General features: G+C 67.6%; 21 protein-coding genes and 1 pseudogene. 7 read left to right on the plus strand and 15 right to left on the minus strand.

Annotated features, from left to right (window positions below; translation table 11 throughout):
• Window positions 1–12 precede the first annotated feature (12 nt).
• Together ACYVAP_RS15950 and ACYVAP_RS15955 are read left to right on the plus strand one after the other, a co-directional pair.
• Complete coding sequence (locus ACYVAP_RS15950; RefSeq protein WP_498861512.1) at window positions 13–1248, plus strand: type IV secretory system conjugative DNA transfer family protein; 1236 nt, start codon at window positions 13–15, stop codon at window positions 1246–1248.
• On the plus strand, window positions 1245–1664 hold the full coding sequence (locus ACYVAP_RS15955; protein WP_498861484.1) for a DUF4913 domain-containing protein: 420 nt from the start codon (window positions 1245–1247) through the stop codon (window positions 1662–1664). Before ACYVAP_RS15950 ends, ACYVAP_RS15955 begins: the two co-directional genes overlap by 4 nt.
• Window positions 1665–1734: 70 nt before the next feature.
• Here ACYVAP_RS15955 and ACYVAP_RS15960 read toward each other — a convergent pair whose 3' ends face one another.
• From ACYVAP_RS15960 to mobC, 4 genes are read right to left on the minus strand one after another with little or no spacing between them, the layout of a single operon-like run.
• The gene (locus ACYVAP_RS15960; RefSeq protein WP_498861485.1) at window positions 1735–2718 is read right to left on the minus strand and encodes a hypothetical protein; all 984 of its coding nucleotides are present in this window, start codon (window positions 2716–2718) and stop codon (window positions 1735–1737) included.
• A 10-nt stretch (window positions 2719–2728) separates the two neighbouring features.
• Window positions 2729–4375 carry a relaxase family protein gene (locus ACYVAP_RS15965; RefSeq protein ID WP_498861486.1) on the minus strand — a complete coding sequence of 549 codons (1647 nt, stop codon included), beginning with the start codon at window positions 4373–4375 and terminating at the stop codon, window positions 2729–2731.
• Window positions 4365–4997 carry a hypothetical protein gene (locus ACYVAP_RS15970; protein ID WP_498861487.1) on the minus strand — a complete coding sequence of 211 codons (633 nt, stop codon included), beginning with the start codon at window positions 4995–4997 and terminating at the stop codon, window positions 4365–4367. Before ACYVAP_RS15970 ends, ACYVAP_RS15965 begins: the two co-directional genes overlap by 11 nt.
• Window positions 4994–5401 carry a plasmid mobilization relaxosome protein MobC gene (mobC, locus tag ACYVAP_RS15975; protein WP_498861488.1) on the minus strand — a complete coding sequence of 136 codons (408 nt, stop codon included), beginning with the start codon at window positions 5399–5401 and terminating at the stop codon, window positions 4994–4996. Before mobC ends, ACYVAP_RS15970 begins: the two co-directional genes overlap by 4 nt.
• Window positions 5402–5584: 183 nt before the next feature.
• Here mobC and ACYVAP_RS15980 point away from each other — a divergent pair, with 183 nt between their 5' ends.
• From ACYVAP_RS15980 to ACYVAP_RS15990, 3 genes are all read left to right on the plus strand, one after another.
• Complete coding sequence (locus ACYVAP_RS15980) at window positions 5585–5926, plus strand: hypothetical protein (protein WP_498861489.1); 342 nt, start codon at window positions 5585–5587, stop codon at window positions 5924–5926.
• Window positions 5927–6105: 179 nt separating this feature from the next.
• Window positions 6106–7548 (plus strand): glutaredoxin domain-containing protein, encoded by a 1443-nt coding sequence (locus ACYVAP_RS15985; RefSeq protein ID WP_498861490.1) that lies wholly within the window; start codon window positions 6106–6108, stop codon window positions 7546–7548.
• A gap of 175 nt (window positions 7549–7723) precedes the next feature.
• The gene (locus ACYVAP_RS15990) at window positions 7724–8158 is read left to right on the plus strand and encodes a DUF6308 family protein (RefSeq protein WP_498861491.1); all 435 of its coding nucleotides are present in this window, start codon (window positions 7724–7726) and stop codon (window positions 8156–8158) included.
• On the opposite strand, the gene ACYVAP_RS15995 is transcribed toward ACYVAP_RS15990, so the two are convergent.
• A complete protein-coding gene (locus tag ACYVAP_RS15995; RefSeq protein WP_498861492.1) occupies window positions 8113–9429 on the minus strand; it encodes an ISL3 family transposase in 1317 nt (438 codons plus the stop codon). The genes ACYVAP_RS15990 and ACYVAP_RS15995 overlap by 46 nt on opposite strands.
• Window positions 9430–9540: 111 nt before the next feature.
• Here ACYVAP_RS15995 and ACYVAP_RS16000 point away from each other — a divergent pair.
• Window positions 9541–9780: pseudogene (locus tag ACYVAP_RS16000) on the plus strand (transposase); the annotation flags it as partial.
• 203 nt (window positions 9781–9983) lie between these two features.
• Here the strand turns inward: ACYVAP_RS16000 and ACYVAP_RS16005 are convergent.
• Genes ACYVAP_RS16005 through ACYVAP_RS16015 form a run of 3 tightly spaced genes read right to left on the minus strand, consistent with a single transcriptional unit; the run spans window position 9984 to window position 13534 of the window.
• Window positions 9984–11516, minus strand: a complete 1533-nt coding sequence (locus ACYVAP_RS16005) for an amidase (protein ID WP_498861493.1) — start codon at window positions 11514–11516, stop codon at window positions 9984–9986.
• A gap of 26 nt (window positions 11517–11542) precedes the next feature.
• The gene (locus ACYVAP_RS16010) at window positions 11543–12826 is read right to left on the minus strand and encodes a purine-cytosine permease family protein (RefSeq protein ID WP_498861494.1); all 1284 of its coding nucleotides are present in this window, start codon (window positions 12824–12826) and stop codon (window positions 11543–11545) included.
• A gap of 39 nt (window positions 12827–12865) precedes the next feature.
• Window positions 12866–13534, minus strand: a complete 669-nt coding sequence (locus ACYVAP_RS16015; RefSeq protein ID WP_498861495.1) for a GntR family transcriptional regulator — start codon at window positions 13532–13534, stop codon at window positions 12866–12868.
• A 70-nt stretch (window positions 13535–13604) separates the two neighbouring features.
• On the opposite strand from ACYVAP_RS16015, the gene ACYVAP_RS16020 reads away from it, so the two are divergent.
• Window positions 13605–14990: an amidase gene (locus ACYVAP_RS16020; RefSeq protein ID WP_498861496.1), complete on the plus strand. Its 1386-nt coding sequence runs from the start codon at window positions 13605–13607 to the stop codon at window positions 14988–14990.
• A 337-nt stretch (window positions 14991–15327) separates the two neighbouring features.
• On the opposite strand, the gene ACYVAP_RS16025 is transcribed toward ACYVAP_RS16020, so the two are convergent.
• The 7 genes from ACYVAP_RS16025 to ACYVAP_RS16055 form a co-directional block, all read right to left on the minus strand.
• Window positions 15328–15744, minus strand: a complete 417-nt coding sequence (locus tag ACYVAP_RS16025) for a hypothetical protein (protein WP_498861497.1) — start codon at window positions 15742–15744, stop codon at window positions 15328–15330.
• A gap of 36 nt (window positions 15745–15780) precedes the next feature.
• Window positions 15781–16946 (minus strand): IS3 family transposase gene (locus ACYVAP_RS16030; RefSeq protein ID WP_498861498.1). Its coding sequence is split into 2 segments (ribosomal slippage): window positions 15781–16659 and window positions 16662–16946, totalling 1164 coding nucleotides; the frame shifts between segments, so codons are not numbered across the junction.
• 153 nt (window positions 16947–17099) lie between these two features.
• Window positions 17100–18848, minus strand: a complete 1749-nt coding sequence (gene atzF, locus ACYVAP_RS16035) for an allophanate hydrolase (RefSeq protein ID WP_032495306.1) — start codon at window positions 18846–18848, stop codon at window positions 17100–17102.
• A gap of 23 nt (window positions 18849–18871) precedes the next feature.
• Complete coding sequence (locus tag ACYVAP_RS16040) at window positions 18872–19528, minus strand: alpha/beta fold hydrolase (RefSeq protein ID WP_032495307.1); 657 nt, start codon at window positions 19526–19528, stop codon at window positions 18872–18874.
• Window positions 19525–20250, minus strand: coding sequence for a biuret amidohydrolase (gene biuH, locus ACYVAP_RS16045; RefSeq protein ID WP_032495308.1), 726 nt, complete (start codon window positions 20248–20250; stop codon window positions 19525–19527). The genes ACYVAP_RS16040 and biuH overlap by 4 nt, the downstream gene beginning before the upstream one ends.
• Window positions 20247–21308 carry a cyanuric acid amidohydrolase gene (gene atzD, locus ACYVAP_RS16050; protein WP_032495309.1) on the minus strand — a complete coding sequence of 354 codons (1062 nt, stop codon included), beginning with the start codon at window positions 21306–21308 and terminating at the stop codon, window positions 20247–20249. The genes biuH and atzD overlap by 4 nt, the downstream gene beginning before the upstream one ends.
• Window positions 21305–22630 (minus strand): uracil-xanthine permease family protein, encoded by a 1326-nt coding sequence (locus tag ACYVAP_RS16055; RefSeq protein WP_498861499.1) that lies wholly within the window; start codon window positions 22628–22630, stop codon window positions 21305–21307. The genes atzD and ACYVAP_RS16055 overlap by 4 nt, the downstream gene beginning before the upstream one ends.
• Window positions 22631–22678 lie beyond the last annotated feature (48 nt).

The raw sequence follows: 22678 nt of genomic DNA on the forward strand, positions 1-22678 counted from the left end.
CGACTGTCGATCATGGGTCCGCGCGCGGGTAAGACCTCGAGCCTGGCTGTGCGCGAGCTCGTCGAGTCCAAAGGGCCGGCGATCGCGACCAGCAACAAGCGCGACCTCGTGGACCTCACGCGGGGGCCGCGCTCGGAGATCGGGCAGGTCCGCGTCCACGACCTGCAGGGCCTGATCGGTGAGCAGCCCACGTGGTGGTGGGACCCTCTGACCTACGCGACCAGCGTGGACCGTGCCGACGAGCTGGCCGACGTGTTCATCGCGGCGGTCACCGATGCCGGAGCCAAGCAGGATGCCTACTTCTCCGGCGCCGCGAAGAAGACACTATCGGCGATGCTCCTGGCCGCCCAGTGCGGCGGTGATCGCATCTCGATCATTCTGGACTGGCTGTCGAATCCCGACCGCCCCGGCCCCGTCGAACGGCTCGCAGCCGAGGGCTTCATGGAGGTCGCCCGGACTCTGCGCGGGCAGATCTCCCTGACGCCCAAGCAGCGCGACGGCATCTTCGGCACGGCCTTGGAATGGGTCGGCTTCCTGCGCAACCCCGACGTACTGCGCTGGGCGGAGAAGCAGGGCGACATCGACCCGCGCCCGCACTTCGACCCCGACGCATTCGCGGCCTCCACCGACACCCTCTACCTCATCTCGAAGGAAGGCGCGGGCAGTGCCCGCGCGCTCACCGGAGCCCTGACCATGGCCGTGCTCGACGCGGCGGACAAGCTCGGCTCCCGGTCGAAGGACATGCGTCTTCCGGTGCCCATGATGGCCACGCTGGATGAGGCGGCGAACGTGACGCGGCTGCGCCAGCTCCCCGACCTCTACAGCTACTACGGATCGCGGGGGATCATCCTGAGCGTGTTCCTGCAGTCCTGGTCGCAGGGTGTGGAGGCCTGGGGTGAGAACGGCATGAAGAAGATGTGGTCGGCGGCGAACATCCGCATGGTCGGCGCCGGCGTGGCCGAGCCCGGCTTCCTGCGCGACCTCGACACCCTCGTCGGCGCCAAGGAGATCACCCGCAGATCGACTTCGACCGGGCGGGGGCAGCGTTCTCATTCCACGAGTGTCCAGCGCGAGCGGATCCTTGACGTCTCCGAGATCTCCGAGATGCCTGGGGGCCGCGCACTGCTGTTCGCGTCGGGCTCCCGAGCGATTCTCCTGCGACTGAAGCCGTGGTGGGAGATGCCCTACGCCGACGCCGTGAGACAGTCCAAGGACTACTACGAGGGTCTGGCGGTGAAAGCGGCATGAGCGACGTCGGCGGCGAGATCCATCCCGGCGCTGAGGAGGTCAAGCTCTGGTACCCCAACGTCGACCGGTTCCTCCACGAGTTCATGCTCCCCTCGTGGAGGCACACGGGCGGGCGGTGGTGCCGGAAATGGTTCCTGCACGCGGAGGCCGTCTCGCGTTTAGATGCCCTGTGGCGCTCCTACGAGGCGATGCGCGTGGGTGACCCCACGGGCATGGCGGTGTGGTGGAGGGACTTCGCGGATCCCCTCATGAGCAGCCTCACCAGCGAATCAGGGACGTTCGCCGGCTGTGACGCGGAGATGGGCGAGCATCAGCCTGTTGACGTGTGGCCGGCGGCGCACGCACCGGAGATCACGGTGCCCGACGAGGGTCTGCTGCGTCCTCTAGCGTTCGCCGACTACGTGGATCCGCTCTGATCGCAACGGCCCCAAACGTGCAAGTGCCCCTCACCGCCAGCAGGGCGGGGAGGGGCACTCTGCGTCGGGCTCAGCGTCCCCGCTCGTTGCCGCGCTCGCGCTGATCCTGATTCCCTCGCAGACGGCGACTCTGCCGGGGCTCCCGGTGACGGCCCTCCCTCTGCTTACGCTGGTTGGCAATCTGGGTGCGCACGGGCTCCTCCCGGCCCCCCTGCGCCGTCCGCGCCGCTTCCGCCGCTTCCTTCTGCTCCGCGCTGGAGAGGCGAGACTCCTGCGCCTTGGCGGGGTCGTGCTGGTGAATCTCCCCGTGACCGCTGCGCTCGAGATCTGCTTCGTGCTCGTCGCTCGCAGCCTGTGCTTCGTGATCCTCAGCGTCGGCGAGATGCTCGTCCTTCTCCGGCCCCTCGACCTCGGCGGCCTCGGCACGCTCGTCGGAAGCCTCGCCCCGCTCCCGCGTCGCCGAATCCTCGAGCCGGCGCCCTTCCAGGCGCGCCTTCTCAGCCTCGTCGAGGTTCGACGCGAGCCACCGGCTGGCTTCCTTCTCCCCAGAGACCTCGACCACGTTGGCCCACTTCTGCGCCGTCTCCTCCCGCGCGGCCACGAGCCGCGCCTGTGTGGGCGACAGCTCCGCTCCCGGCGGGACCGGCACACGCTCGATGTCCTCGGCAGACAGCTGCGAGTCGACGAACGCCGAGACGTCACCGTGGCGGGACTCCAGACGCTGGGCCAGGGAGTCGCGGGTGTGACGGGCGAGGTCGTCGTGATCCGCGTACGCCTCGGCGTACGCGTAGGCGATGGCCACGTCGCGATCGCTCGCGCGATCGAGCCACTGTCCATCGCGGGCCGGGGAGACGATCGCGCGCATCGACTCGTGCTGTGCCCGCTGGCGCTCTGCGAGCGCCTGCGCCGCCTCCCGGTGCCCGTCAGCTTCACGGCGAGAGCGCTCCTCGCGACTTCGCTGCATCTGCTCCAGCAGACGCATCACGACTGTGCTGGTGGCCCGTGCAACCCGCGCACTGTCCCCGAACAGATCATCCTCAACATCAGGTGCCATGACTGCCCTCCTACCTCTCGTGGCCCTCGCCGCGCTCGACGGGGTTGTGCCGTGCCCGGGCCGGGCGCGGCGTGTTCGTGGTGGTCCTCGGTCGGCCAGGCTCCTGTGGGGCGAGCGCCGCGACTGTCTCCGGATCCAGGATGGAAGTGTCCACGCCAGTGGGCCTGCGCGTCCCCGGCCCGCCCGTGATCCGTAGAACCTCCGCAGCCTCGGGGTCGCTGCGCTCGAGCTCTCGGAGCTGCTCCTGCGAGCGTCCGTAGCGGAGCATTCCGGTCTGGAGGTTCAGCGGCACCACGGCCTGCTCATACATCTCGCGGGCTCGGCGCGCTTCCTTCTGCGCGGCCGCGGCGCGAGCGGTGGCCTCGGCGAGCTTCATCAGCTGCATGATCACCGCGATCTGCGCGGCAGTGTCGTTCTTGGATGCGGCGGCGACGACCGCGCCGATGGTCACTGCCGCTTCGACGCCGGCCTCGACCCCTGAGCGTCGACGCGGCTGCGCCGCCTTCGACAGAGCATCCGATGCCTTGGCGAGCGGCCCACCGCGCCGGCCCTCCGCCTGCACCGACCAGGCCCCCAGGATCTTGGACGCCTCGGCCGCAGCCGGTCGCCAATGGATTTCCGTGTGCTCCTGCGTGAGCGTGACCCGGACCCGCTTGATCTCGTCCTCCACGGGCAGTCGCAGATGATCCGCGCCGTGCTTGCTCCGGGCGCTCTCGCGCCACACCGGGACAGCTGCCATCTGCGTGTCGAAGTCCCAGCCGTTGGCCTCGCGAAGAGCACGCAGCCCCAGGCTCTTGTCGAGCTTCGAGGGCGCGAACCAGATCGCCTTCTCGGTGTCGGCCAGTGCGACGCTGTAGCCCGTGATCTTCACCAGCCCACCCTGCTCGTAGCGCGGGCGGACCAGCAGACCGGACGCGCGAGCAGTGCGCACGAACTCCGCCTCACTGCCCGCCTGCCACGCCGCGCCCGCGAGTCGTCGCCGCACCAGCACACGGTCGGCGTCTCGCTTCTCGCGCATTGCTCGCTCGTACTCCGCGCGCGAGACGTTGCCGATGCCGGACGTCATCTCGGCCTCGAAGACGGAGTCCTTGCCCATGGCCCCGGCGACGCGGGCGCCGGCTTGCGCGGTGCGGCGCTTGGACTGGTGGATGTCGGCGCGACGCCCGTCCTCCCGCACCAGGTTCACGGCAATGTGCACGTGGTCGTTGCCGTCCTTCGACGAACCGTGGTGCACAGCCAGCCAGGCGCAGTCGGCGAGCCCGTTCTTGTCGTCGATGAATCCCATCTCCACGACGAACATGCGCGCCGCCTTCGCCCACTCTGCGTCGGTGAACGACCCTTCGTGGGTCCCCAGCGAGAGCGTCGCGTGGTAGACGCGATCGCCTCGCGCGGCGCCACGAACCTTCTCACCCTCGGACACGTCGAGCGGCAGCCCGCGCTCCCGTCGCACCTGGCGCCACGCCCCGTCGAACTCGCGCGCAAGGGCCCCCTGGACCTCGCGGTCGTGAGCCACATCGAGCGGACCGAACGCCACCGTGAGCCGCTCCGAGCCAGCGACTAGGCGCTGGTTCTCGTGCTCGTTCGCGCGCCCGGGTCCGTACAGGTACGTGACAAGGCTGGCCGGCGTCGAGCCAATCGCGAGCTGCTTAGCGAGCACGGCGAACCACCTTCTCCCACCACGGCCGGTGCAGCTCCGCCTGAATCGAGGCGAGCTGAGATGACAGGGCTCCGAGACGCTCATCGAGCACCCCGCTGCATGCCGAACATGCGGTCGGCGCGGCGGCCGCATCACCCGAGACTGCGTGCTCGTTGGGAGTTGGAGGTTGACCAAGACGAAGCGACATGTCGCCCAGCAGCACCTCGGCGTACGAGAACACCAGGCCGATGAGCGCGGCGAGAGCGAAGACGCCGACGCCGACCCAACTAAGCCCCGTCCCGCACTGTTCGAGCGCTCCACACCCTCGAGCTTGGTACGAGTCAGCTAGCAACAGGCCCACGGTGCCCGCGCCAATCATCGAGACGAGCTTCGCAAACGCACGCCCGAATGATCGGGCCAGGAGACCGACACCGGGAGCGATCATCTCCACTGCACCGCGGCCAGCGATCGTCATGTGTACTGGCGCGGTGTCGGCTGCGCCTCGATAGATGATCACGACCCCCTGTCGGAGCGTCGAGACTGTCTCCAGGACCAAACGAAGGACTCCGAGGCATATTTGCCAGGTCGTCACCGCAACGGCCGCAGCGGTGAAGTACATGAGGCGGAGCGCGGCGGCAATCATCGCTGTCCCCCCTCGGCAACCTCTTGGACTCGCGCGATCACTGCACGCACGTCGCGCACTGCCGCGAGGACATCCTCCTTATGAACCGGCGTGCCGCCACCCAGCGCGAACGCATTCGCCTGATGTGCCAACTGGTTGATGTTGTTCGCAACGTTAGCCAGCAGCAAACGGGTTGACGCCAACTCCTCACGTAGCCGCTCATAGCGCGCCGCAGCATCCGTACCACCCGTCAGAACAGCACGCATCAGCACCGCCTGACGCGACACACCCTGCGCGCGAGAGAGCGACTCGAGGAGCTCGTTCTCGCTCTTCGTCACCTTCAGCTGGATCGCGATGTCCCTCGCTTCGTCGGCATTCGCGCGCCGCCGGCCACGGCGCGCAATCGCAAACGCATCACCCGCCACAGCGGCACCTCCTTGCCTAGTGCAACGACCACACCACGTGTGGACACCCACCAGTGTGGGCCACCGGCGGCGCGAAGCGCAACGGGCAAGATCGACTTAGCGTAGCTAAGTCTCCATCTTGCTCCGGCTTTCAATGCCCGTCGGGGGGTTGAGTGGCGAACCGCGCGCGGTTACCGTGGAGGCATGAGCGATGCAACTCACACGACAGGGCAGGGTGAGCACCCGATCGATCAGAAGGTGCTCTCGCTGATGGATCAGCGCCTCAGCAGCGCGCGCGAGCTCGCGGATCGTGCGAGCGATCTACAGGAGGCTCGCGCGCGCTTCGAGGAGGCACAGCGCTCCTACGCCGCAGCATTCAAGGACGCCGAGAAGGCTGGCTGGGATCGCAAGGAGCTCACCGGGCAGCTGGCGTTCGAGGAGCCTGGGCGAGCGCCACGCCGGCGCTCGCCCGCGCGATCGAAGAGCAGCGCGGAGAAGGGCTCTGCGGAGCGGGAGGACGTCGAGGGGGGTACGGCGGCTCCGTGAGGGGTTCGCCGTCTTCCTGATGCTCAAGTGTCTGCGCCCCTCAACTCCCGTCAAGGGCGCTTCGCGTCGCTACGCGATGGCGCTTCGCGCCACCCCTGACGGGAGTTGAGGGGCGCAGGGGTCGCATGTATCCGGAAGAAGGCCGCAGAGAAAGCGGCACTGAGAGAAGGGGAACCATCATGACCGAGTCGACCAGCAGCACTGGCGGGGAGCGCGAACGGATCGAGGCCGCGCTCGACGACGCGGTGAACCAGGCGTCGCACGTGGAGCGCTCTGTCCGGCTTCAGTTCGCGCAGGGATGGCAGAGCCAGCCCGCATTGGACGCGCTCCCTCTCGAAGCGTCCTACCACGCGCCGGGCTGGGTCACGTTCACGCCAGATGAGAAGAACGCGGCGGCGACGGGTCCAGTGCGCCTGTCATACAAGAGGGACGCGCGCAGCGGGGAGGAGGCGGTGACCCTCTTCATGTCGGATCGAGTGGGCAACACTCCGATCACGGCGGTCGCCGCCGCGGCCCGTCTCGGCGTGGACATCGAGGTGATGGAGGCAGCGGCCAACGGGGCGACCAACCTCATCTTCTCGGACTACGCGTTGCATCAGTCGATCAGGGAGCTGCACGAGACGCAGATTCCGCAGCTCGAGCACGACCTCGAGGTCCTAGATGCTGCGCACACAGAGCCCGAGTGGGCGACCAATTCCCTCGGTGATCCTTACACGCCGGAGCGGGTCACGGCGGACTGGGTGCAGTCCACCACCATGGTGAAGACGTACCTGGAGTGCGATCGACCGGACAAGGTCCGCGAGTGGATCGAGACGCTCGATGAGAACCTCGCGGACTTCGCGGCGGGAGGCTACCCTCCCGAGAGCGACGAGCTCGAGTCGGTCTACCACGACGCTGTCGCCCGCGCGGCGATCCCCTACGGGGAGGCTCCGATCAGCGCCGAGGAGGTCCGCCGGCAGCTCGGGAACATCAGCCGCCCCGTGCCCGAGTTCGATCCCGAGCGAGTCCGATCAGTTGCGGGAATCGACCCGCTGCACCGCGAGAGTCTCACCCGCCGGCTGGATGCGGAGCCGTCCCTCCCGACCGGGGTCGCGGACGTGGCGGCCGCGCGGCAGAGCGTGCGTCGCGCGATCGCGGACATCAGCGAGAACACCGAGCAGGCGCAGGCGTACCTCGGCAGCGCGAACGAGAGGCTGACCCACGCCCTCCAGAGCATGGCGCCGAGCCAGGGTCGGGAGAACGTCACCGCCGCGCAGGAAACGCTGCAACAGGCGAGCGAGAAGGTCGCCGCCGTCGCGGAGACCGCAGCGAAGGTAGAGGCGGAGGTGACCGTCTACACCACGGACGGTTGCCCGGGATGCTTCGCCACGAAGCGCGCCCTCGACAAGGCCGGTGTGGAGTACGACGAGATCCCCTTAAAGGAGCACCCGGAACTGCTCGCCCAGTTCAAGCGACAGCTGGGCAAGGAAGGGCAGAAGATCACCGCGCCGGTCGTGCAGACGAAGGACGGCGACCTCTGGGCGGGGTACCAGCCCGACAAGCTCAAGGAACACGGACTGGACCACCGCACGCGACAGCAGCGCTCGGGCGAGACCAATAGAGAATCGGGGCACGGCCTATAAACATCGACCAGCCCCTGCTCCTCGACATGCCGATCGGCGACACCGGGCTCACGATGCGGCACGCGAAGTCACAGGTAGCGCCTGAAGCGATTCAGGCGTTGGCGGATGCTGCCAGGATCAAGCCATGACGAAAAGTCCCCAGACACGCACACGCATCCCTGACGGCTGGCCGCCCGTGACCGAGGAGGTCATCGCTCACGCGAAGAGCCGCGCGCTCGAGGCGGTGACCGACGAGGGACCGTGGCCCGTCGGGGAGCGGCTCGCCAGCTACTACGACGTTGCGGGCAACTACGTCGGCGCCTCCTTCGCAGACCTTGCGCCGAACGAGTGGAACGACATCACCCCCGCCGACCTTCACGCCATCTCCCTCATGAGCGTGACGATCGAGCCGCGCTCCACCAGGCGCCTGCTTTCCGGACCTGAGCGTAAGGAGGTGCTGCACGAACTCAAGCAGTTGCCCGACGTCGACCTGCTCGTCGCCGATGACGCAGCTCTGGAAGCGATGTACCGACTCCACCTGGTGGTCAAGCGCGTTTTGGGGCTCTTCGGACATCCGGTGGGGGGTCATGGGGTGAGGCCACCGGCGGCGAGGAGCATTCGGAGGCGGTAGTTGTCGGGGTTGCGGAATCCTCGGGCGAGGCGCCGGTGGAGTTCGATGATGCCGTTGACGGCCTCGGTGCCGCCGTTGTTCGCGCGACCAGTGGTGAAGTACGCCAGGAACGCGTCACGCCACCGGCGTAGGGTGCGGCCCAGCCGTGCGATCTCGGGGATCGGGCACGTGTGGAACGTGTCGATGACCTGCTCGGCGATTACCCGCCCGGTGGTCAGGTCCGCCTGCCGGTAGGCGTTCCGCAACTGCTGGGCGCACTGCCACGCCACTTCCACCTCGACGTGCTCGTCCCGGGTGAACGCTGCTTCCAAGCGGGCGTGCTGCTTGTCGGTGAGGTTCTCCCTCCCGGCTCGCAGCAGGCGCTGGATGCCGTAGAGCGGGTCGCCCTTGCGTCCCCGATGCCCGAGGGTGGTCTGCTGCACGCGGCGGCGGACCTCATCAACGGCGGCGGTGCCGAGCTTGACGACATGGAACGCGTCCAGCACGGCGACGGCGTCTTCGAGCTCATCATCGATAGCGTTCTTGTAACCGGCGAACGGATCCAACGCCGCGATTCGCACCCGGCGGCGGAATGCGTCGCCGCGCTGTTGGAGCCAGCTCGCGTACGCCTTCCCCGACCTGCCGGGCACCAGATCCAGCAGCCTGGCACGCACCCGGCCGTGCTCGTCGCGGGTGAGGTCGACCATCCCGGTCAACTCCTTCGGCCCCCGCCGGCGCGGGTCGACGTGATGCCACACGTGCTCATCAACACCGAGCGTGGTGACCCCCTCGAAGCGTGCCGGATCATCGGCGAGGCGCTCCACTTCGGGCTTGACCGCCCGCCAGACCGTCTTCCACGACGTGCCCAACTGACGGGCAAGACCCTGGATCGTCGCGTGCTCGCGACGCAACTGCCCGACCGCCCACGCGACCGCCCGCCGGGTGATCGACCCGCGGACGGCGACGAGGGTGGGGACTTGCTCTACGAACGTCTTCTTCGTGCAGTCCGCGTCGGCGCACCGCCAGACTCGTTGCCGCCACAGCACCCGAACCCGGGCGACGCCGGGCACGTCATGCAGCACTCTCCGACGGCGACCCCGGCCCGTCGCGATGACACCGCACGTCGGGCACCCGACCGGTTGCGGGGGCGTCGAGACCGTCACCACCATCACCTCGTCGTGGCGTTCGACACGCTCAACATGCACGTTCTCGAGGCCAAGCAGCAGGTCGCAGCGGGAACACGGGTCGGTGGCAGGGCGCGCTTCAGCGCACCCCGAAGTATGTTGAAACACGTCGAGGTCCTCGTATCGATCAGACAGTTAGCGCTTCTGATCCTCGGGGACCTCGACCCCTACCCACCCGACCTCACCCGGCGAGCCTCACCCCCACCGGATGTCCGAAGAGCCAACAATCCGAACGAGCGTCTCAACCGGGAGATCCGTCGCCGCACCGACGTCGTCGGGATCTTCCCGAATCGCGACGCGATCATCCGGCTCGTCGGCGCCGTCCTCGCCGAGCAGCACGACGAGTGGGCCGAGCAACGCCGCTACCTCGGCCTCGACGCCCTCGCGGCCGCACGCCGCGTCGGCGAACCCGACACCGAGGAGGTGATCGAACCCGACCTCCGGGCCCTCACGGCCTGACCACGACACGAAGGATCACACGATCACCGATACACCACGTCCCAGGGCTTGACCGATTGACGGTGGGAACGCGGGCGGTTCGACCGATAGCCCCGGTCCGGCGGGGGCGTCGAGTGCCGCGCGAGCATGTAGGCGAACGATCGCCGAGAACGATACGAGGACCACCCGCAATCGTCCGAATGCAGGCGGTCCTCGTCGCGATGTCAGGCTGCTGGGGTCGCCGCTGTCAGCGAGCCGGCCGCCACCGCGGACTCGACCCAGGTGAGATCGGGACGGCGGCGCGGGCTCGCGATTCGCTCCCATTCGGCGGCCAGCGCCACCAGGGACCGTTCGTCGAGATGTCCTGCCAGCAGCTCCATCCCCACTGGCACTCCGTCGGCGGTGAAGCCCGCCGGAACCGACATTGCGGGCAGCACGGCCTGCGAACCGATGATCGTGTTGGTCGGGAAGGCCGCGACGTCGACGACTGCCTCCATCTCGTCGAACCGCGGCGGAAGCACGCGGGTGGTCGGATACAAGAGCACGTCGACCCCGTGGCGCGCCATAATCGCGAGTACTTCCTGGCGGAACCGGGTCTGCTCGGCAAGCCCGCGCAGGTAGGCGGGATCCTCAAGCGGATCGTCCGCACCGCCCGCGATGTCGACGAAAGTGCTCAATGCGGGGTTGTGCGCCTCCGCTGCGAGGAACGCCTCGTAGTCGGCGAACCGCTCGCCGTGTGAGGCGAAGAAGCTCTGTAGCACCGACCTCGAGACGGTGCCGTAGAGCGAGGTGCGGGCGTTCCACCCGTCGAGGTCGGGCAGTTCGATTCCGTCGACGATGTCGAAACCCTCCTCGCGTAGACGCGCGATCGCGGAGCGCACGATGGACGAGATCTCTGTCCCTTCGCCTGAACCTGCGGGGAACACATTCGAGAGCACGCCGATACGAGGCCGCTTCAGCGTGCCGCTCGTCGCGGCTGCTGTCGCGAAGGCCAGACGGTCGCGCACTTGCGCGGCCGTGACGGTGAGCGGGTCGGCATCGTCGAAGCCCTCGAGCACGTCGAGCAGGACGGCGAGGTCGCCGACCGAGCGGGTCATCGGTCCGGGAGTGTCCTGGTTGGGGACGAGTCCCTGCAGCCCCGTCCGGCTGATGAGTCCCGCGGTTACCCGGAGGCCGAAGAGGTTGTTGAATGACGACGGCACGCGGATGGACCCTCCGGTGTCCTCGCCGATGCCGACCAGCCCCAGGTTTGCCGCTACCGCGGCCCCGGTTCCCGAGCTCGAGCCGCCCGTGTCCCGTGCGGGGTCGTAGGGGTTGCGTGTCGTGCCGACCATCGTGCAGTGGGAGCTGTACCCGCAGGCAAGGTCGTTCATGGCGGTCTTGGCCAGTACGAAGCCGCCCGCGTCTTTGACGCGACGAACGATGGTGCTGTCGCGGTCGGGAACGAAGTCGGCGAACGATGTGGAGCCGAACGTCGTGCGCAACCCGGCCGTCTCGGCCTGATCCTTGACCAGGACCGGAACGCCGTGCAGCGGGCCCGACAGCTGCCCGGTGGCGGCGAAGAACTCGTCCGCGGCTCGCGCGGCGGCGATCGCGTCCGGATTTACCGTGATGATCGAGCGCAAGGAGCCGTCGACCGCGGCGATGCGCGCGAGATACCACTCGGTGAGCTCGACGCTCGTGACGGCGCCTCGCCGCACAGCGGCGTGGAACTCCTCAATCGTGTACTCCTCGAACCTGGTGTCGAGCGTGTTCATGTGGTTCCTTTCGATCACGGCGGACATCAGGCGCGGGTCAGCTCGGTGTCGCGAGTCACCTTGGCCAGCACGACGTAGGCGGCGGTTGCGACGACCAGGCCGACGACCACGTTGGACATCCATGGCATCTGGAAGTTGGCGAGCAGGGCGCATCCCGAGCCGATGGCCCACGCGGCGAACGGCTGCCAGCGCACCTTCTTGACCGTGGCGGCGCGTCGCCGCAGGAGGAGCTGGTCGGCGATGATGATGGCGCCGATCGGCGGCACGATGATGCCGAGCAGGTTCAGCCAGTCGACGAAGTAGGCCCACACACCGAGCCCCGCGACGACCGTGCCTACGAGGCCGAGCACGAGGGTCAGCATCCGCATGCGCATCTTGAGGATCGATGACCAGCCGACGGCGGCGTTGTAGAGGCAGTGGGTGCACACGGACGCGAGATTGACGATGAGCAGGACGATCGCGATGACCGGGAAGATGCCGCCGACGCTGACCGTGGTCGAGAAGATCGTCGCGCCGAGCGCGCCGGTGGCCGCGGCGACCAGACCGCCGAAAACCATGGTGACGAAGTGCCCGAGCGGGAACGCCGTGCTCGTGGCGATGACGGCGTCGCGCGGGCTCTTGGCCCAGCGCGTGAAGTCGGCGGTCATGGTGCCCGAGTCGGCGAAGAGCGCGAATACGAGGGTGACGGCGGCGCCGAAGCCGATGATCGACTCCGGCCCGGCTCCCGCGTAGCCGAAGATGTCGCCGCCTTCGCTGAGTGCGATTGTGACCGCGATGACTCCGAAGAGCAGGAAGAGCGGGCCGGAGATCATGCCGATGATCGACAATGCCCGGATTCCGAGCATGGTGAGGCCGGTGAACAGGAGGCCGGCGAGGATGGAGATGAGCGGGACATTGACATCGAACGATTCACTGATCGACGAGCCGACGAGCGCCGACTGCACGGCGAACCATCCGAGCACGAGGGTCGACAGGAGTGCGGAGCTGACCACGTATCCGGTGCGTCCGAACGTAGCGGAGGCCTGGAGGGAAAAGTTCTCGCCTCGGCGGGCAGCCAGCGCGCTGAGCGCGCCTACGTAGACGAACAGCAGAAGGCAGCCGGTGAGGATTGCAAGCACGCCCATTCCGAAGCCGAGTCCGTGCACGATGGTCGCGCCGCTGATCGAGCTGGTGATCACGAGCGGGAAGCCTGCCCAAATGCTCGTCACCGAGAGCAGCGACCGACGACGTTCGATAGGAACGGGCTCGTTTTCGTATTCCGAGTGGGCGTCGTCTGTGCGAGCGTTCTCAGCGGTCAGTGTTGTCGACATTCGTTCTTCTTCCGGGTCGGGTGGGGCTCATCGGATCGGTCAGGTCGGGTTGCTCGCCGCGTCGTCGAGTTGAGCGAGAACGCGGGCGAGAGTGCCGTCGAGGTGTTCCTCGGTGAGGTTCAGCAGTGAATCAAGGTCGCGTGCCTTGATGGCGTCGTAGATCGCGTGGTGCTCGACGCTCGAGTGGGTGAAGTCGTCGAAGGCCGAGGCGTAGATGGCCATGTAGGGCTCGAGACTCGCCCAGATCCTCCCGATGAACTCGGAGAGATGCGCGCTGTCGGCGCAGTCGTAGAAGCGACGATGGAAGTCTTGATTCAACATCCGCCAGCGGTCCTGGTCGTACGACGCCTCGTCGAGCCTCTCGAGGATGTCTTCGATGTCGGCCAGGTCGTCGTCGGTCACGCGGCTGATGGCGCGCTCCGCTGCGAGTTGCTCGAGCCGCAGCCGGATCTCGAACAGTTCGGCGACCTCTTCGGGGCTGAGCGCGGCCACTGTAATCGCCCTGCGGTCGTACTTGACCATGCCGTCGGCCTGCAGCATGCGCAGCGCCTCACGGATCGGCGTCGTGCTGACACCCAGTTGCGCGCCCACCGAGCGGAGGGTGATGACCTGGCCGGGCTTAAGCGTGCCGCGAAAGATCATTGTCCGCAGCCCGTTGTAGACCGCGGTGCTGGCGTTGGTCAGTTCGATGGGACCGTCATGGCTCATGGGGGCCTCCGGGGTAGTGTGATCACAGATTACAGATCACGACGTTACATCGAGTCGCTTGGAGTGTTTCATGTCTGTTACATCGGAAGCCCGTGGGCCCCAGCAAGCCCGGATCATCCGCCAGTGGGCCGAGACGGTACGCGCCGTGGGGGAGGGCATTCTCTCCTGCGAACAGGTGACGATGGATGCTGTCGACGCGGCACGCTCCTCCGCTTCGACGGTCAACGCCTTCTGCGACATTGATGCGGAGGGGGCGATAGAGGCGGCGCGGGCAGCTGACGCGCGACGCGAGAGAGGCCTCGCGCGCAGTGATGCTGACGGCCTCCCCGTCGGCGTGAAAGACAACTTGTTCGTCGCCGGCCGGCCGGCGACTTGGGGGAGCGAGCTGTGGCGTTCGCACATCCCTGCGGAAGACGACATCCCGGTCGAACGGGTGCGCCAGGCGGGGGCTGTGGTGCTCGGCAAGACGAACACCGCGGAACTCGCGATGGGCTTCGTCACCGACAATCGTGTCGGCGGACTGACGCGCAATCCACGAGATCTGCGTCTGTCGCCGGGCGGGTCGAGCGGCGGCTCGGCGGCCGCGGTCGCCGCAGGAATCGTGCCGCTCGCGATCTCGACCGACGGCGGTGGGTCCTCCCGTGTGCCGGCAGCCTTCACCGGGCTGTACGGGCTCAAGCCGAGCACGGGCGCGATCGCCCGTGGCGCGGGCTTTCCCGCCCTGGCAGCCGACTTCCAAGTCGTGGGCGCGATCGCGGGCGACCTCGAGTTTCTGCAGCTGGCGTTCGGGATCCTTCGCGGACACGACCGGCGCGACCCGTCGTCGTCGCTCGTTCCTGCCGCAGCGTCTCCGGCGACCATCCGTTTCGGATGGTGCGCGGAGGAGCCGGGTGTGACCACCGATCCTGTCGCGGCGCAGCGCGTGGGCGAGGTCGTGGCTGCGCTCGACGCTGAGAACGGCTTCGAGCTCGTGGGCTCGCGGCGGGTCGCAGACGCGCGCCGCGTGCACGGTACTTGGTGGGCTCTCGCCTCCGTGGGCGTCCATGCCGTTGTCGCGCGGCGCCGCGCCGGTGGGGGCTCAGGCGATCTGACCGAACACGTCCAGGCCATCGAGCAGGCGGGCGCTCGAGTATCGGCGACCCAGCAGTTCGAGGCGTGGGAAGAGCTGGGGCGCATACGCTCGGATGCGGCCCGCGCGTGGGGTGACCTGGACCTACTCATTACTCCCACGACTCCGCAGCTCGCCCCCGCGGCCGACGCCGTGTCGGCCGGTGAGCTTCCCGGCGCGTATGCGACTTGGGTCAACGCAACCGGGCAGCCGGCGATGAGCGTCCCCGTTGCCGCGCACCCCGACGGTCGTCAGATCGGGGTGCAGCTAGTTGCCGGCCGCGGTCAGGACGATCTGCTCTTCCGGGTCGCGCGACGACTTCGCGGCCTCGGCATCGCGATGCGCTAGGAGTAGGGGCTGACCGACGTCGTTGCCGCCGCCCGAGCTCAGCAGGCGGAGGCATATTCGGGCGTGGGGCTACCTGACGAGAGAGGGGTATTCGGCCGCTCGCGGGGGCCGAGCCGATCAGCGAGCGGGAGCGCGACCAACTCCAGGAACTCCGCGAGGTTTACGTCCGCCGGTTCGGGACCGAACCCGATGGGCGTCCGGTCGGCAAACGAGTGTCGGCCCCCTGACGAAAACAAGAAGGCCGCTCCCAACGGAGCGGCCTTTCTTGCTGCATAGGGTGAGCCCCGCCGGCGAGCACAAACCCCGACCCCCGAAAGGGAGCCGGGGCACGAGCCGATCAGGCGGCTTGTGGGGTGTGTTCGTGGTCGTATGCCCTGTACCAGGTGTGGTGGTTGGAGTCGAGGCGTGCGCCGAACGAGCGGATTCCCTCTGCCAGGTCGATGAGTTCATCGGTGGCGGCGTATCCGATTTCGTCAAGGGTGAGCGCGAGGGGGAACACGCTGTAACCGTTGCTGAAATAGACGTCGACGGTTTCGGTTTCGTGGTTGAACCGGTCTCCCACGCCTTCGCGGTTGACGACCGCGCCGACTCCGCGATCAACGGCGATCAGCATGTGTGGGGTCGGGCCGTGTTCGAGGTTGGCGGGGTTGGCGTTGGGGTATTCCTCGACGTAGTGCTTGCGTCCGGCTTCCAGCAGAGCGTTGGCGCTCAGGACTCGGGCGATTGCTCCGGTGGGGCGGCTTGCGTTTCCCATGATGGGGACTGATGCACGATCAGGTGTCAGCTTGGTTTAGGCCGCCAGGGTGACGGTCGGGTTCATGATGGTCTCGTATTCGATGGGGGTCAATCGGCCCAGGCGGGCCTGACGCCGGCGGCGGTGGTAGGTCCGTTCGATCCAGGTAATGATCGCGATCCGGAGTTCCTCACGGGTGCGCCAACGGCGCCGGTCCAGGACGTTCTTCTGGAGTAGCGCGAAGAAGGATTCCATCGCCGCGTTATCACCGGCAGCACCGACTTGGCCCATGGATCCGATGAGGTGATGCTGGTTCAGGGCGTGGACGAACTTCCGGGATCGAAACTGCGACCCGCGGTCTGAGTGAACAATGCAGCCAGCAACGTCGCCGCGCCGGGTTGCCGCGTTGGCCAGGGCGTTCACCGCCAAGCGGGCCTTCATCCGGTCACTCATGGAGTAGCCGACGATCCGGCCGGAGAAGGCGTCCTTGATCGCGCAGAGGTAGAGCTTGCCCTCATCAGTCCAGTGCTCGGTAATGTCGGTCAGCCACAGCTCGTTGACGTCATCGGCAGTGAAGTCCCTCTGGACGAGGTCATCGTGGACAGGCGGTCCCGGACGTTTCCCGTTCTTGGCGCGCTTCTTCCCGAAAACGGACCACCACTGGTTGTCGTGGCAGATCCGCCACGCGGTCCGCTCGCACATGACCTCACCAGCCTCAGCGGCTTCGCCGGCGAGGAATCGGTACCCGAACTCCGGGTCGTCGCGGTGAGCGTCCAATAGCGCGTTGGCTCGATAGGCCTCGACCAGCTCGGCCTCGGTGACCTGCTGTTTGCGCCAGCGGTAGTAGGGCTGGCGGGAGAGCTTCAGGACCCGCAAGGACACCGCAACGGGGATCCCGTCGGCGGCGAGCTCGCTCACGAGCGGGTAGAGGATTTTCCCGGCAGATTCGCCTGGGACAGGTATGCAGCAGCACGGCGGAGCACCTCGTTCTCCTGCTCCAGCAGCCGGTTCCGGCGTCGGAGCTCGCGCAGCTCGGTGGAATCCTCACGGGTCTTCCCAGGCCGGTTGCCGTCCTCGACGTCCGCTTGGCGCATCCAGTTCGTCAGGCAGGACTCGGAGATCCCGAAGTCCTTCGCGATCACGGAGAGCTTCTGGCCAGGTTCGCGGTTCCTCGCGACGCGGACGACGTCGTCACGGAACTCCTGGGGGTAAGGGGCGGGCATGGTGCACATCCTTCCCTGCAACGCTCCTCAGCGCCACAGATCATGTGACACCTGATGGCGCATCAGTCCCATCCTCGACCGCGACGGACTGAGCACGCGTGAGGACCGCCGTGAAGTGACCAGGTTCGTCGGCGAAAGAGCGACAGACCTGCCTCATTGCCCCGACTGCACGTCGGCCGCGTGAGCCAGATACGCCTTCCACCCGCCGTACTCGGTGATATCGGTCCCGGCGACCGCCGCTTCCAATGCGCAGGAGAACCCCGTCACCGTGCGACCGTCGGCCAGCTCCACGGCGCCGAGCGCCATCGGGTAGGGGAGTTCAGCGAGAAGCGTGGCCAGGTGCGAGGCAGAGAGCTCGTAGAGCTCCCCGGCGATCGGTGCGCCCGCGCCGTCTCCATGCCGGACCAGCCCGGGCTTGAGCGGCACGGTGTCCAGGACGACGAGACGATACGCATCTGACGTCGTCACCTCGCCGACGTACCGCGCCCCGCGACGGGTGAGCTGCTCGTAAAGTGGTTCGCCGCGCAGGTGCGCCCCGACAACGAACAGTTCGTGGCCGCTGATGATGCCCGACGAGCTGGGCGCCCCGCAGATCCGCCCGGCGATCTCGAGTGCGACCTCGTCATGGAACGCCACCGTGACGACCATCACGCCGAACGGATGGCCCGTGGCGGTGGGTTGGCCGGGAACCGCCACCGCTGCCATGTCCAACAGGTTGCAGAAGTTGGTGAAGGTGCCCATCCGGCGGTTGATGTCCACCGGCTCGGCTTGCACCGCGGCGATGGTCGGGTGCTCTGTCGTCGTGGGGAGCAGGAGTGCGTCGAAGGACGCCATGAGGCGACGGGCGTACGACTTCGCTTCGGCGAGGGCGTCCAGGTCATCGACGTACGCGTGCGCTGACGGCTTCCGAGCGGCAAGCACGATACCGGCCACGGTGGGGTCGGCCCCGGCCGGCCGTGTCTCGAGGAACTCGCCGACGGCGGCATAGCGCTGGGCGACGATGGCCCCGTCGTACAGCAGGGTCGCGGCATTGAGCAGCGGGGATATGTCCACCGCTTCGAGCGAGAGGCCGGAATCGACGAGGCCAGCTACCGTCCTGGCGAAGGCCTCGGCGTATTCGGGTGCGAGTTGCGCGAGGTCCTCATCTCGCGGAATCGCAAGTCGAGGGGCCAGCCCGGCGGAAAGTGGGACGTCCGACGGGGCCACTCGGCTTCGAGGGTCCTCTTCCGAGCCGCCTGCCATGATCGCGACGGCCCGCGCTGCCAGCTCGAGGTCGTGACCGAAGACGGTGACCGCGTCATAGTCGACGCACGCCGGCACGACGCCCGCCGCGGGAATCAGCCCGAGCGTGGGCTTGATGCCCACCAGCCCGTTGAGTGCGGCCGGAACGCGACCCGAACCGGCGGTGTCCGTACCCAGTGCGATGTCCGCTATCCCGAGCGCCACAGCGGTCGCCGAACCGGAACTCGACCCTCCGGACACCCGCTCCGAGTCCCACGCGCAGCGGACGGCGCCATACGGACTCCGCGTGCCGACGAGTCCCGTGGCGAACTGGTCGAGGTTGGTCTTCCCCAGGATGATCGCGCCCGCCGCCGTCAGCCGTTGTACCGCCACCGCGGAACGCTCAGCCACGCGCGCATACTCCGGGCAGCCGGCGGTGGTGGGCAGGCCGGCGACGTCGATGTTGTCCTTGACGGCCACCAACACGCCTCGCAGGGGCAGTTGCTCGCCCGCCTCGTACCGCCTGTCGATCTCGAGTGCGTCGGCGAGGGCATCCTGCTGCGTTCGGAGAGTGATCCACACCTCGGGTCTGTCGACATCCGCGATGCGCTCGTATGCGCGACGGATGCGCTCTGTCAGCGGAAGGGCCGCGTCGATTGGAGTGGGCGGGGTGAAGCTCATGATGGGGAGAAGTCCTCAGCTGATCATTGGGATGGTTGGTGGGAGAGAGGTTCCGAGGCCGACCCGGTCAGCCGTTCGATCGCGGCGGGGGTGAGCGCGTTGTCCAGGTGGGCGGCGTGACCCGTGCCGTCGAGCACGCTCCACCGGGCCCCGAGGAACGCCGCGAGCGCTTGCGTCGATGCGAACCTGGAGGGGGGTGACGCCGACCCGACCGTGATCGAGATGGATTGGGGCGCAACCGACAGCGGTGCGGGCTCGAAGGCGCCGAACATCGCGAACTCCCGACGCACGGTCGCTTCGGTCGCGCGCGTGAAAGACGTGTTCCACCCGTCGCCGTAGAGCGCTTTGCCGAAGCCGCGCACCCCGTCTCGTTCGAGTCCTTCGGCCACATGGCTCAGGAGCCCGGGCGCCAACGAGCCGGCGGCCGGCTCGTGAAGCAGCGCTCCGCGGAGCCGGATTCCGCGGGCGGCGACCTCCAGCCCGAGCGTGGCGCCTCCGCTGACGCCGACGACCATCGCATCCACGCACATCGGAGCAAGGAACGCCACTTCGGTGTCCAGGTCGCCGGACTGCGGTCGGTCGGGGGCCAGCACGTCGTTTCCCGCGGCTCGCAGCGCACGAGCGGGCTCATCCCAGACGCGCGAGTCGGTGGCGGCGCCGTGGATCAGGACAAACTTCATTCGGTGCGCGCTCGAGGCCCGGCCGCCGCGGGCACTGTCGTGCCCAAAGCGGCGAGGAGGTCGTCCGAGTGGGCGGTGGCGCCGAAGACCCCTCCCTGCATGGTGACCATGCTGAGCGCGGCCTCGTGGTGTTTCCGATCGGTGGCGCCCGTGCAGTCCGAAAGGATCAGGCATTCGTATCCGCGGTCGTTCGCCTCACGCATCGTGGTGTGCACGCAGACGTCGGTGGTGATACCCGTGAGGATCAGATGAGTAATCCCCCGCGTCCGCAGCAACAGGTCGAGGTCCGTGGCGTAGAACGCGCCTTTGCCCGGCTTGTCAATGATCGGCTCACCCTCGCGAGGCGCCACTTCCGGAACGATCTCCCATCCCGGCTCACCTCGCACCAGGATTCGTCCGCATGGTCCGACGCTGCCGATCTCCGCCCCGGCGCTGGCGGATCGCCAGCGCTTGTTAGGCGGGAGGTCGGCGAGGTCGGGTCGGTGGCCCTCCCTGGTGTGGATGACGGTCATGCCGGTGTCTCTTGCCGCAGCCAGCACGCGCGCGGTCGGCTCCAGCCCTGAGCGCGTGAGGCTGAGGTCGTAACCCATGCTGTCGACGTAGCCGCCAGGGCCGCAAAAGTCGATCTGCCAGTCGATAAGGATTAGAGCAGTGTGGGCGGGGTCGATGCTGCCGTCGTAGGGCCACGCGTAGGGGTTCGCGTTCACGGTCGAGTAGATCATCGGGATGCTTCTCCTGTGGCGTTTGCTGTAGCGGGGACGTCGTAGATGACGGTCACGCTGCCGCCTCCGGAGGGGCCTTGATGTTCGGCGCCGCCGGAGACGTACACGGCACCGTTTCCATGGAGGGCCGCGATGAGGCCGCCCACGGCCGCGCGGGCATGCCGCGTGGCGTTGACGTCGGAGTCGGTGAGCATCGTGTGCCGGTACCCCCGGATCGCGCCCGACGGGTCGGCTTCGGCCTTCGCGAAGATCTGCCGGACGGTGCCGCCCTCGGCGGCGATCCGATCGAAGACCTCGGTGAGGGCTTGAATGTCGAGCGCGTCACGCATCGCCGTGTGCGCTGCCCGCAGCGGGTTAGCGGCGGCGTCGCTTTCGGCTACGACGAGGATGTGACAATCGTCGAGTTCTGCCCCTGAGCTCGCCGACGCGCGAGCGGACCACACGTCGTCGCGTCCCTCCAGTGCGAGGAGGGCGCGGTCCCGGTCGCATTCCTTCAGCGCCATGGCTATCCCCAGTGCACTCGCCGCCCGGGAACGGCTCATGGACTCATATGTGTCGGTGGTGACCGGTCGCAGGCCCCGACGGTGCACCCCCGCAATCGCATCGGAGGACAGCAACGGACACTTAATCAACACCAGATGCACGTCGTCCGGTCCCACGCCCAGCTCGGTGAGCAGGGCTACCACGGTCTCATGGACCGCGTCCACCTGCGCCGGCCGCCCGATCTCCTCAGGGCCGATGACGCGCGTACGCCCGACCGCAGTGACCAGACCGCGCGGGTGCCCGCTGTACTGACGCTCGTCGCGGACGAAAATATTCACATGCGGGCTAATGACGCCCTCGGCGCCGCCTGAGAAGACCGTGATGGCGGAGTCTTCGAGCAGCGGATGCCAGACGGCGGCGGAGAGAGTGCGACTGAAGTCGTTGACGCAGCCGTTCCCCTCGGTCTTGCCAATCACGGCGAGGATGTCGGACGCGGAGTGCCCGTCCAAGGCCTTCAGTGCTGCGACATCGTCAGGGCCTGCGGTGGGCACGGTATAAAGTGCGGTGCTGCTCACGCGGGAGTCTTCGCTTTCTTCTGGGGGCGGCGAACATGATTGAACACCAGGTTCAAGGTGAACGCAACGATGACGGTGCTGCTGATCGCGCCGCCGAAGATGATTCGGACCTCCGCAGGGAAATCCGCGTAGACCTGGGGCGCCACGACAGGGATCATGCCGATCCCGAGCGCGATCGAAGTGATGAGGAAGTTGCTGAGGTCGCCGAAGTCCACCTTCGCGAGGGTGCTGATGCCGACGCCCGCGACGGTCGCGAACATCACCAGGCTCACCGCCCCGATGGCAACGCCGGGCAGACTCGCCACGAGTTCACCCATCTTCGGCACCAGGCCGAGAGCGATCAGGATCCCTCCCGCGATGGCCACGACATTGCGGGAGGTGATGCCGGTCATCCGCACGAGGCCGACGTTCTGAGCGAAGACGGTGTCCGGAAAGGAGGTAAACAACCCGGCGAGGACGGCGGACACGCCGTCGGCCGCGAGTCCGCGGGAGAGCTGACCCTGGGTCGGGGGCTTCCCGATGGTCTCCCCGATGGAGAGGAGATAGGCCGTGGTCTCGGTGAAGATCACCAGCATGACGATGCACATCGAGATGATTCCCGCGATCGGGAAGGTGGGCGCGCCGAACAGGAACGGCTGGGGGAGTCCGAACCACGCCGCGTCCCCGACGGCGGAGAAGTCCGTGAGCTGCAACGCCATGGCGGCAAGGGTGCCCGCGACGAGCGCGATGAGCACCGCGGCCTGCGACAAGAACCCGCGTCCGTAGCGCATCAGGGCGAGGATAACCAGGATGATGCCGCCGGCCAGGGCGAGCTGCTGCCCGTCGGCAGGGCCGTCGTCGAAGATCATCGAGACGGCCTTGCCGATAAGTGAGAGGCCAATCATGGTGACGGCCGCTCCTCGGACAACGGGCGGGAAGAAGCGCAGCAGCCGTGAGAACGGGACAGCGACGAGCACCCCGAAGACGCCCGCTGCGATCATGGCTCCGTACACCGCGGAGAGCCCGTACTGCTCCCCAATCAGGATCATGGGAGTGACGGCGGTGAAGGACGCACCCGCGACGACGGGCAGACGCGCCCCGAGAATCTTCTTGATCCCGAGCGCCTGGATGATCGTGATGACCCCGGCGACGAGCAGGTCGGCGTTGACCAGGATGCCGATTGTTCTCTGATCCAGTCCCATCGCTGCTCCGAAGACCAGGGGAACCGCGACGCAGCCGGTGTACATCACGATCACGTGCTGCAGACCGAACAGCATCGCTCTCCACCAGGGCAGGCGGGTTCGGGGCGGGGGGACGTCGGTCGTGGGCACGTTCGTAGACATGGCTCGTCTCCAGGTGGGATGTGGGAGGCCCCCCGTCCGGGAGGCACG

The sequence above is a fragment of the Brachybacterium horti genome (genome assembly GCF_054777615.1).

Coding starts and splice junctions, on each gene's coding strand:
- ACYVAP_RS15950 (WP_498861512.1), top strand. CDS start 13: ATGGGTCCGCGCGCGGGTAAGACCTCGAGCCTGGCTGTGCGCGAGCTC.
- ACYVAP_RS15955 (WP_498861484.1), top strand. CDS start 1,245: ATGAGCGACGTCGGCGGCGAGATCCATCCCGGCGCTGAGGAGGTCAAG.
- ACYVAP_RS15960 (WP_498861485.1), bottom strand. CDS start 2,718: ATGGCACCTGATGTTGAGGATGATCTGTTCGGGGACAGTGCGCGGGTT.
- ACYVAP_RS15970 (WP_498861487.1), bottom strand. CDS start 4,997: ATGATTGCCGCCGCGCTCCGCCTCATGTACTTCACCGCTGCGGCCGTT.
- ACYVAP_RS15980 (WP_498861489.1), top strand. CDS start 5,585: ATGAGCGATGCAACTCACACGACAGGGCAGGGTGAGCACCCGATCGAT.
- ACYVAP_RS15985 (WP_498861490.1), top strand. CDS start 6,106: ATGACCGAGTCGACCAGCAGCACTGGCGGGGAGCGCGAACGGATCGAG.
- ACYVAP_RS16005 (WP_498861493.1), bottom strand. CDS start 11,516: ATGAACACGCTCGACACCAGGTTCGAGGAGTACACGATTGAGGAGTTC.
- ACYVAP_RS16010 (WP_498861494.1), bottom strand. CDS start 12,826: ATGTCGACAACACTGACCGCTGAGAACGCTCGCACAGACGACGCCCAC.
- ACYVAP_RS16015 (WP_498861495.1), bottom strand. CDS start 13,534: ATGAGCCATGACGGTCCCATCGAACTGACCAACGCCAGCACCGCGGTC.
- ACYVAP_RS16020 (WP_498861496.1), top strand. CDS start 13,605: ATGTCTGTTACATCGGAAGCCCGTGGGCCCCAGCAAGCCCGGATCATC.
- ACYVAP_RS16025 (WP_498861497.1), bottom strand. CDS start 15,744: ATGGGAAACGCAAGCCGCCCCACCGGAGCAATCGCCCGAGTCCTGAGC.
- atzF (WP_032495306.1), bottom strand. CDS start 18,848: ATGAGCTTCACCCCGCCCACTCCAATCGACGCGGCCCTTCCGCTGACA.
- ACYVAP_RS16040 (WP_032495307.1), bottom strand. CDS start 19,528: ATGAAGTTTGTCCTGATCCACGGCGCCGCCACCGACTCGCGCGTCTGG.
- biuH (WP_032495308.1), bottom strand. CDS start 20,250: ATGATCTACTCGACCGTGAACGCGAACCCCTACGCGTGGCCCTACGAC.
- ACYVAP_RS16055 (WP_498861499.1), bottom strand. CDS start 22,630: ATGTCTACGAACGTGCCCACGACCGACGTCCCCCCGCCCCGAACCCGC.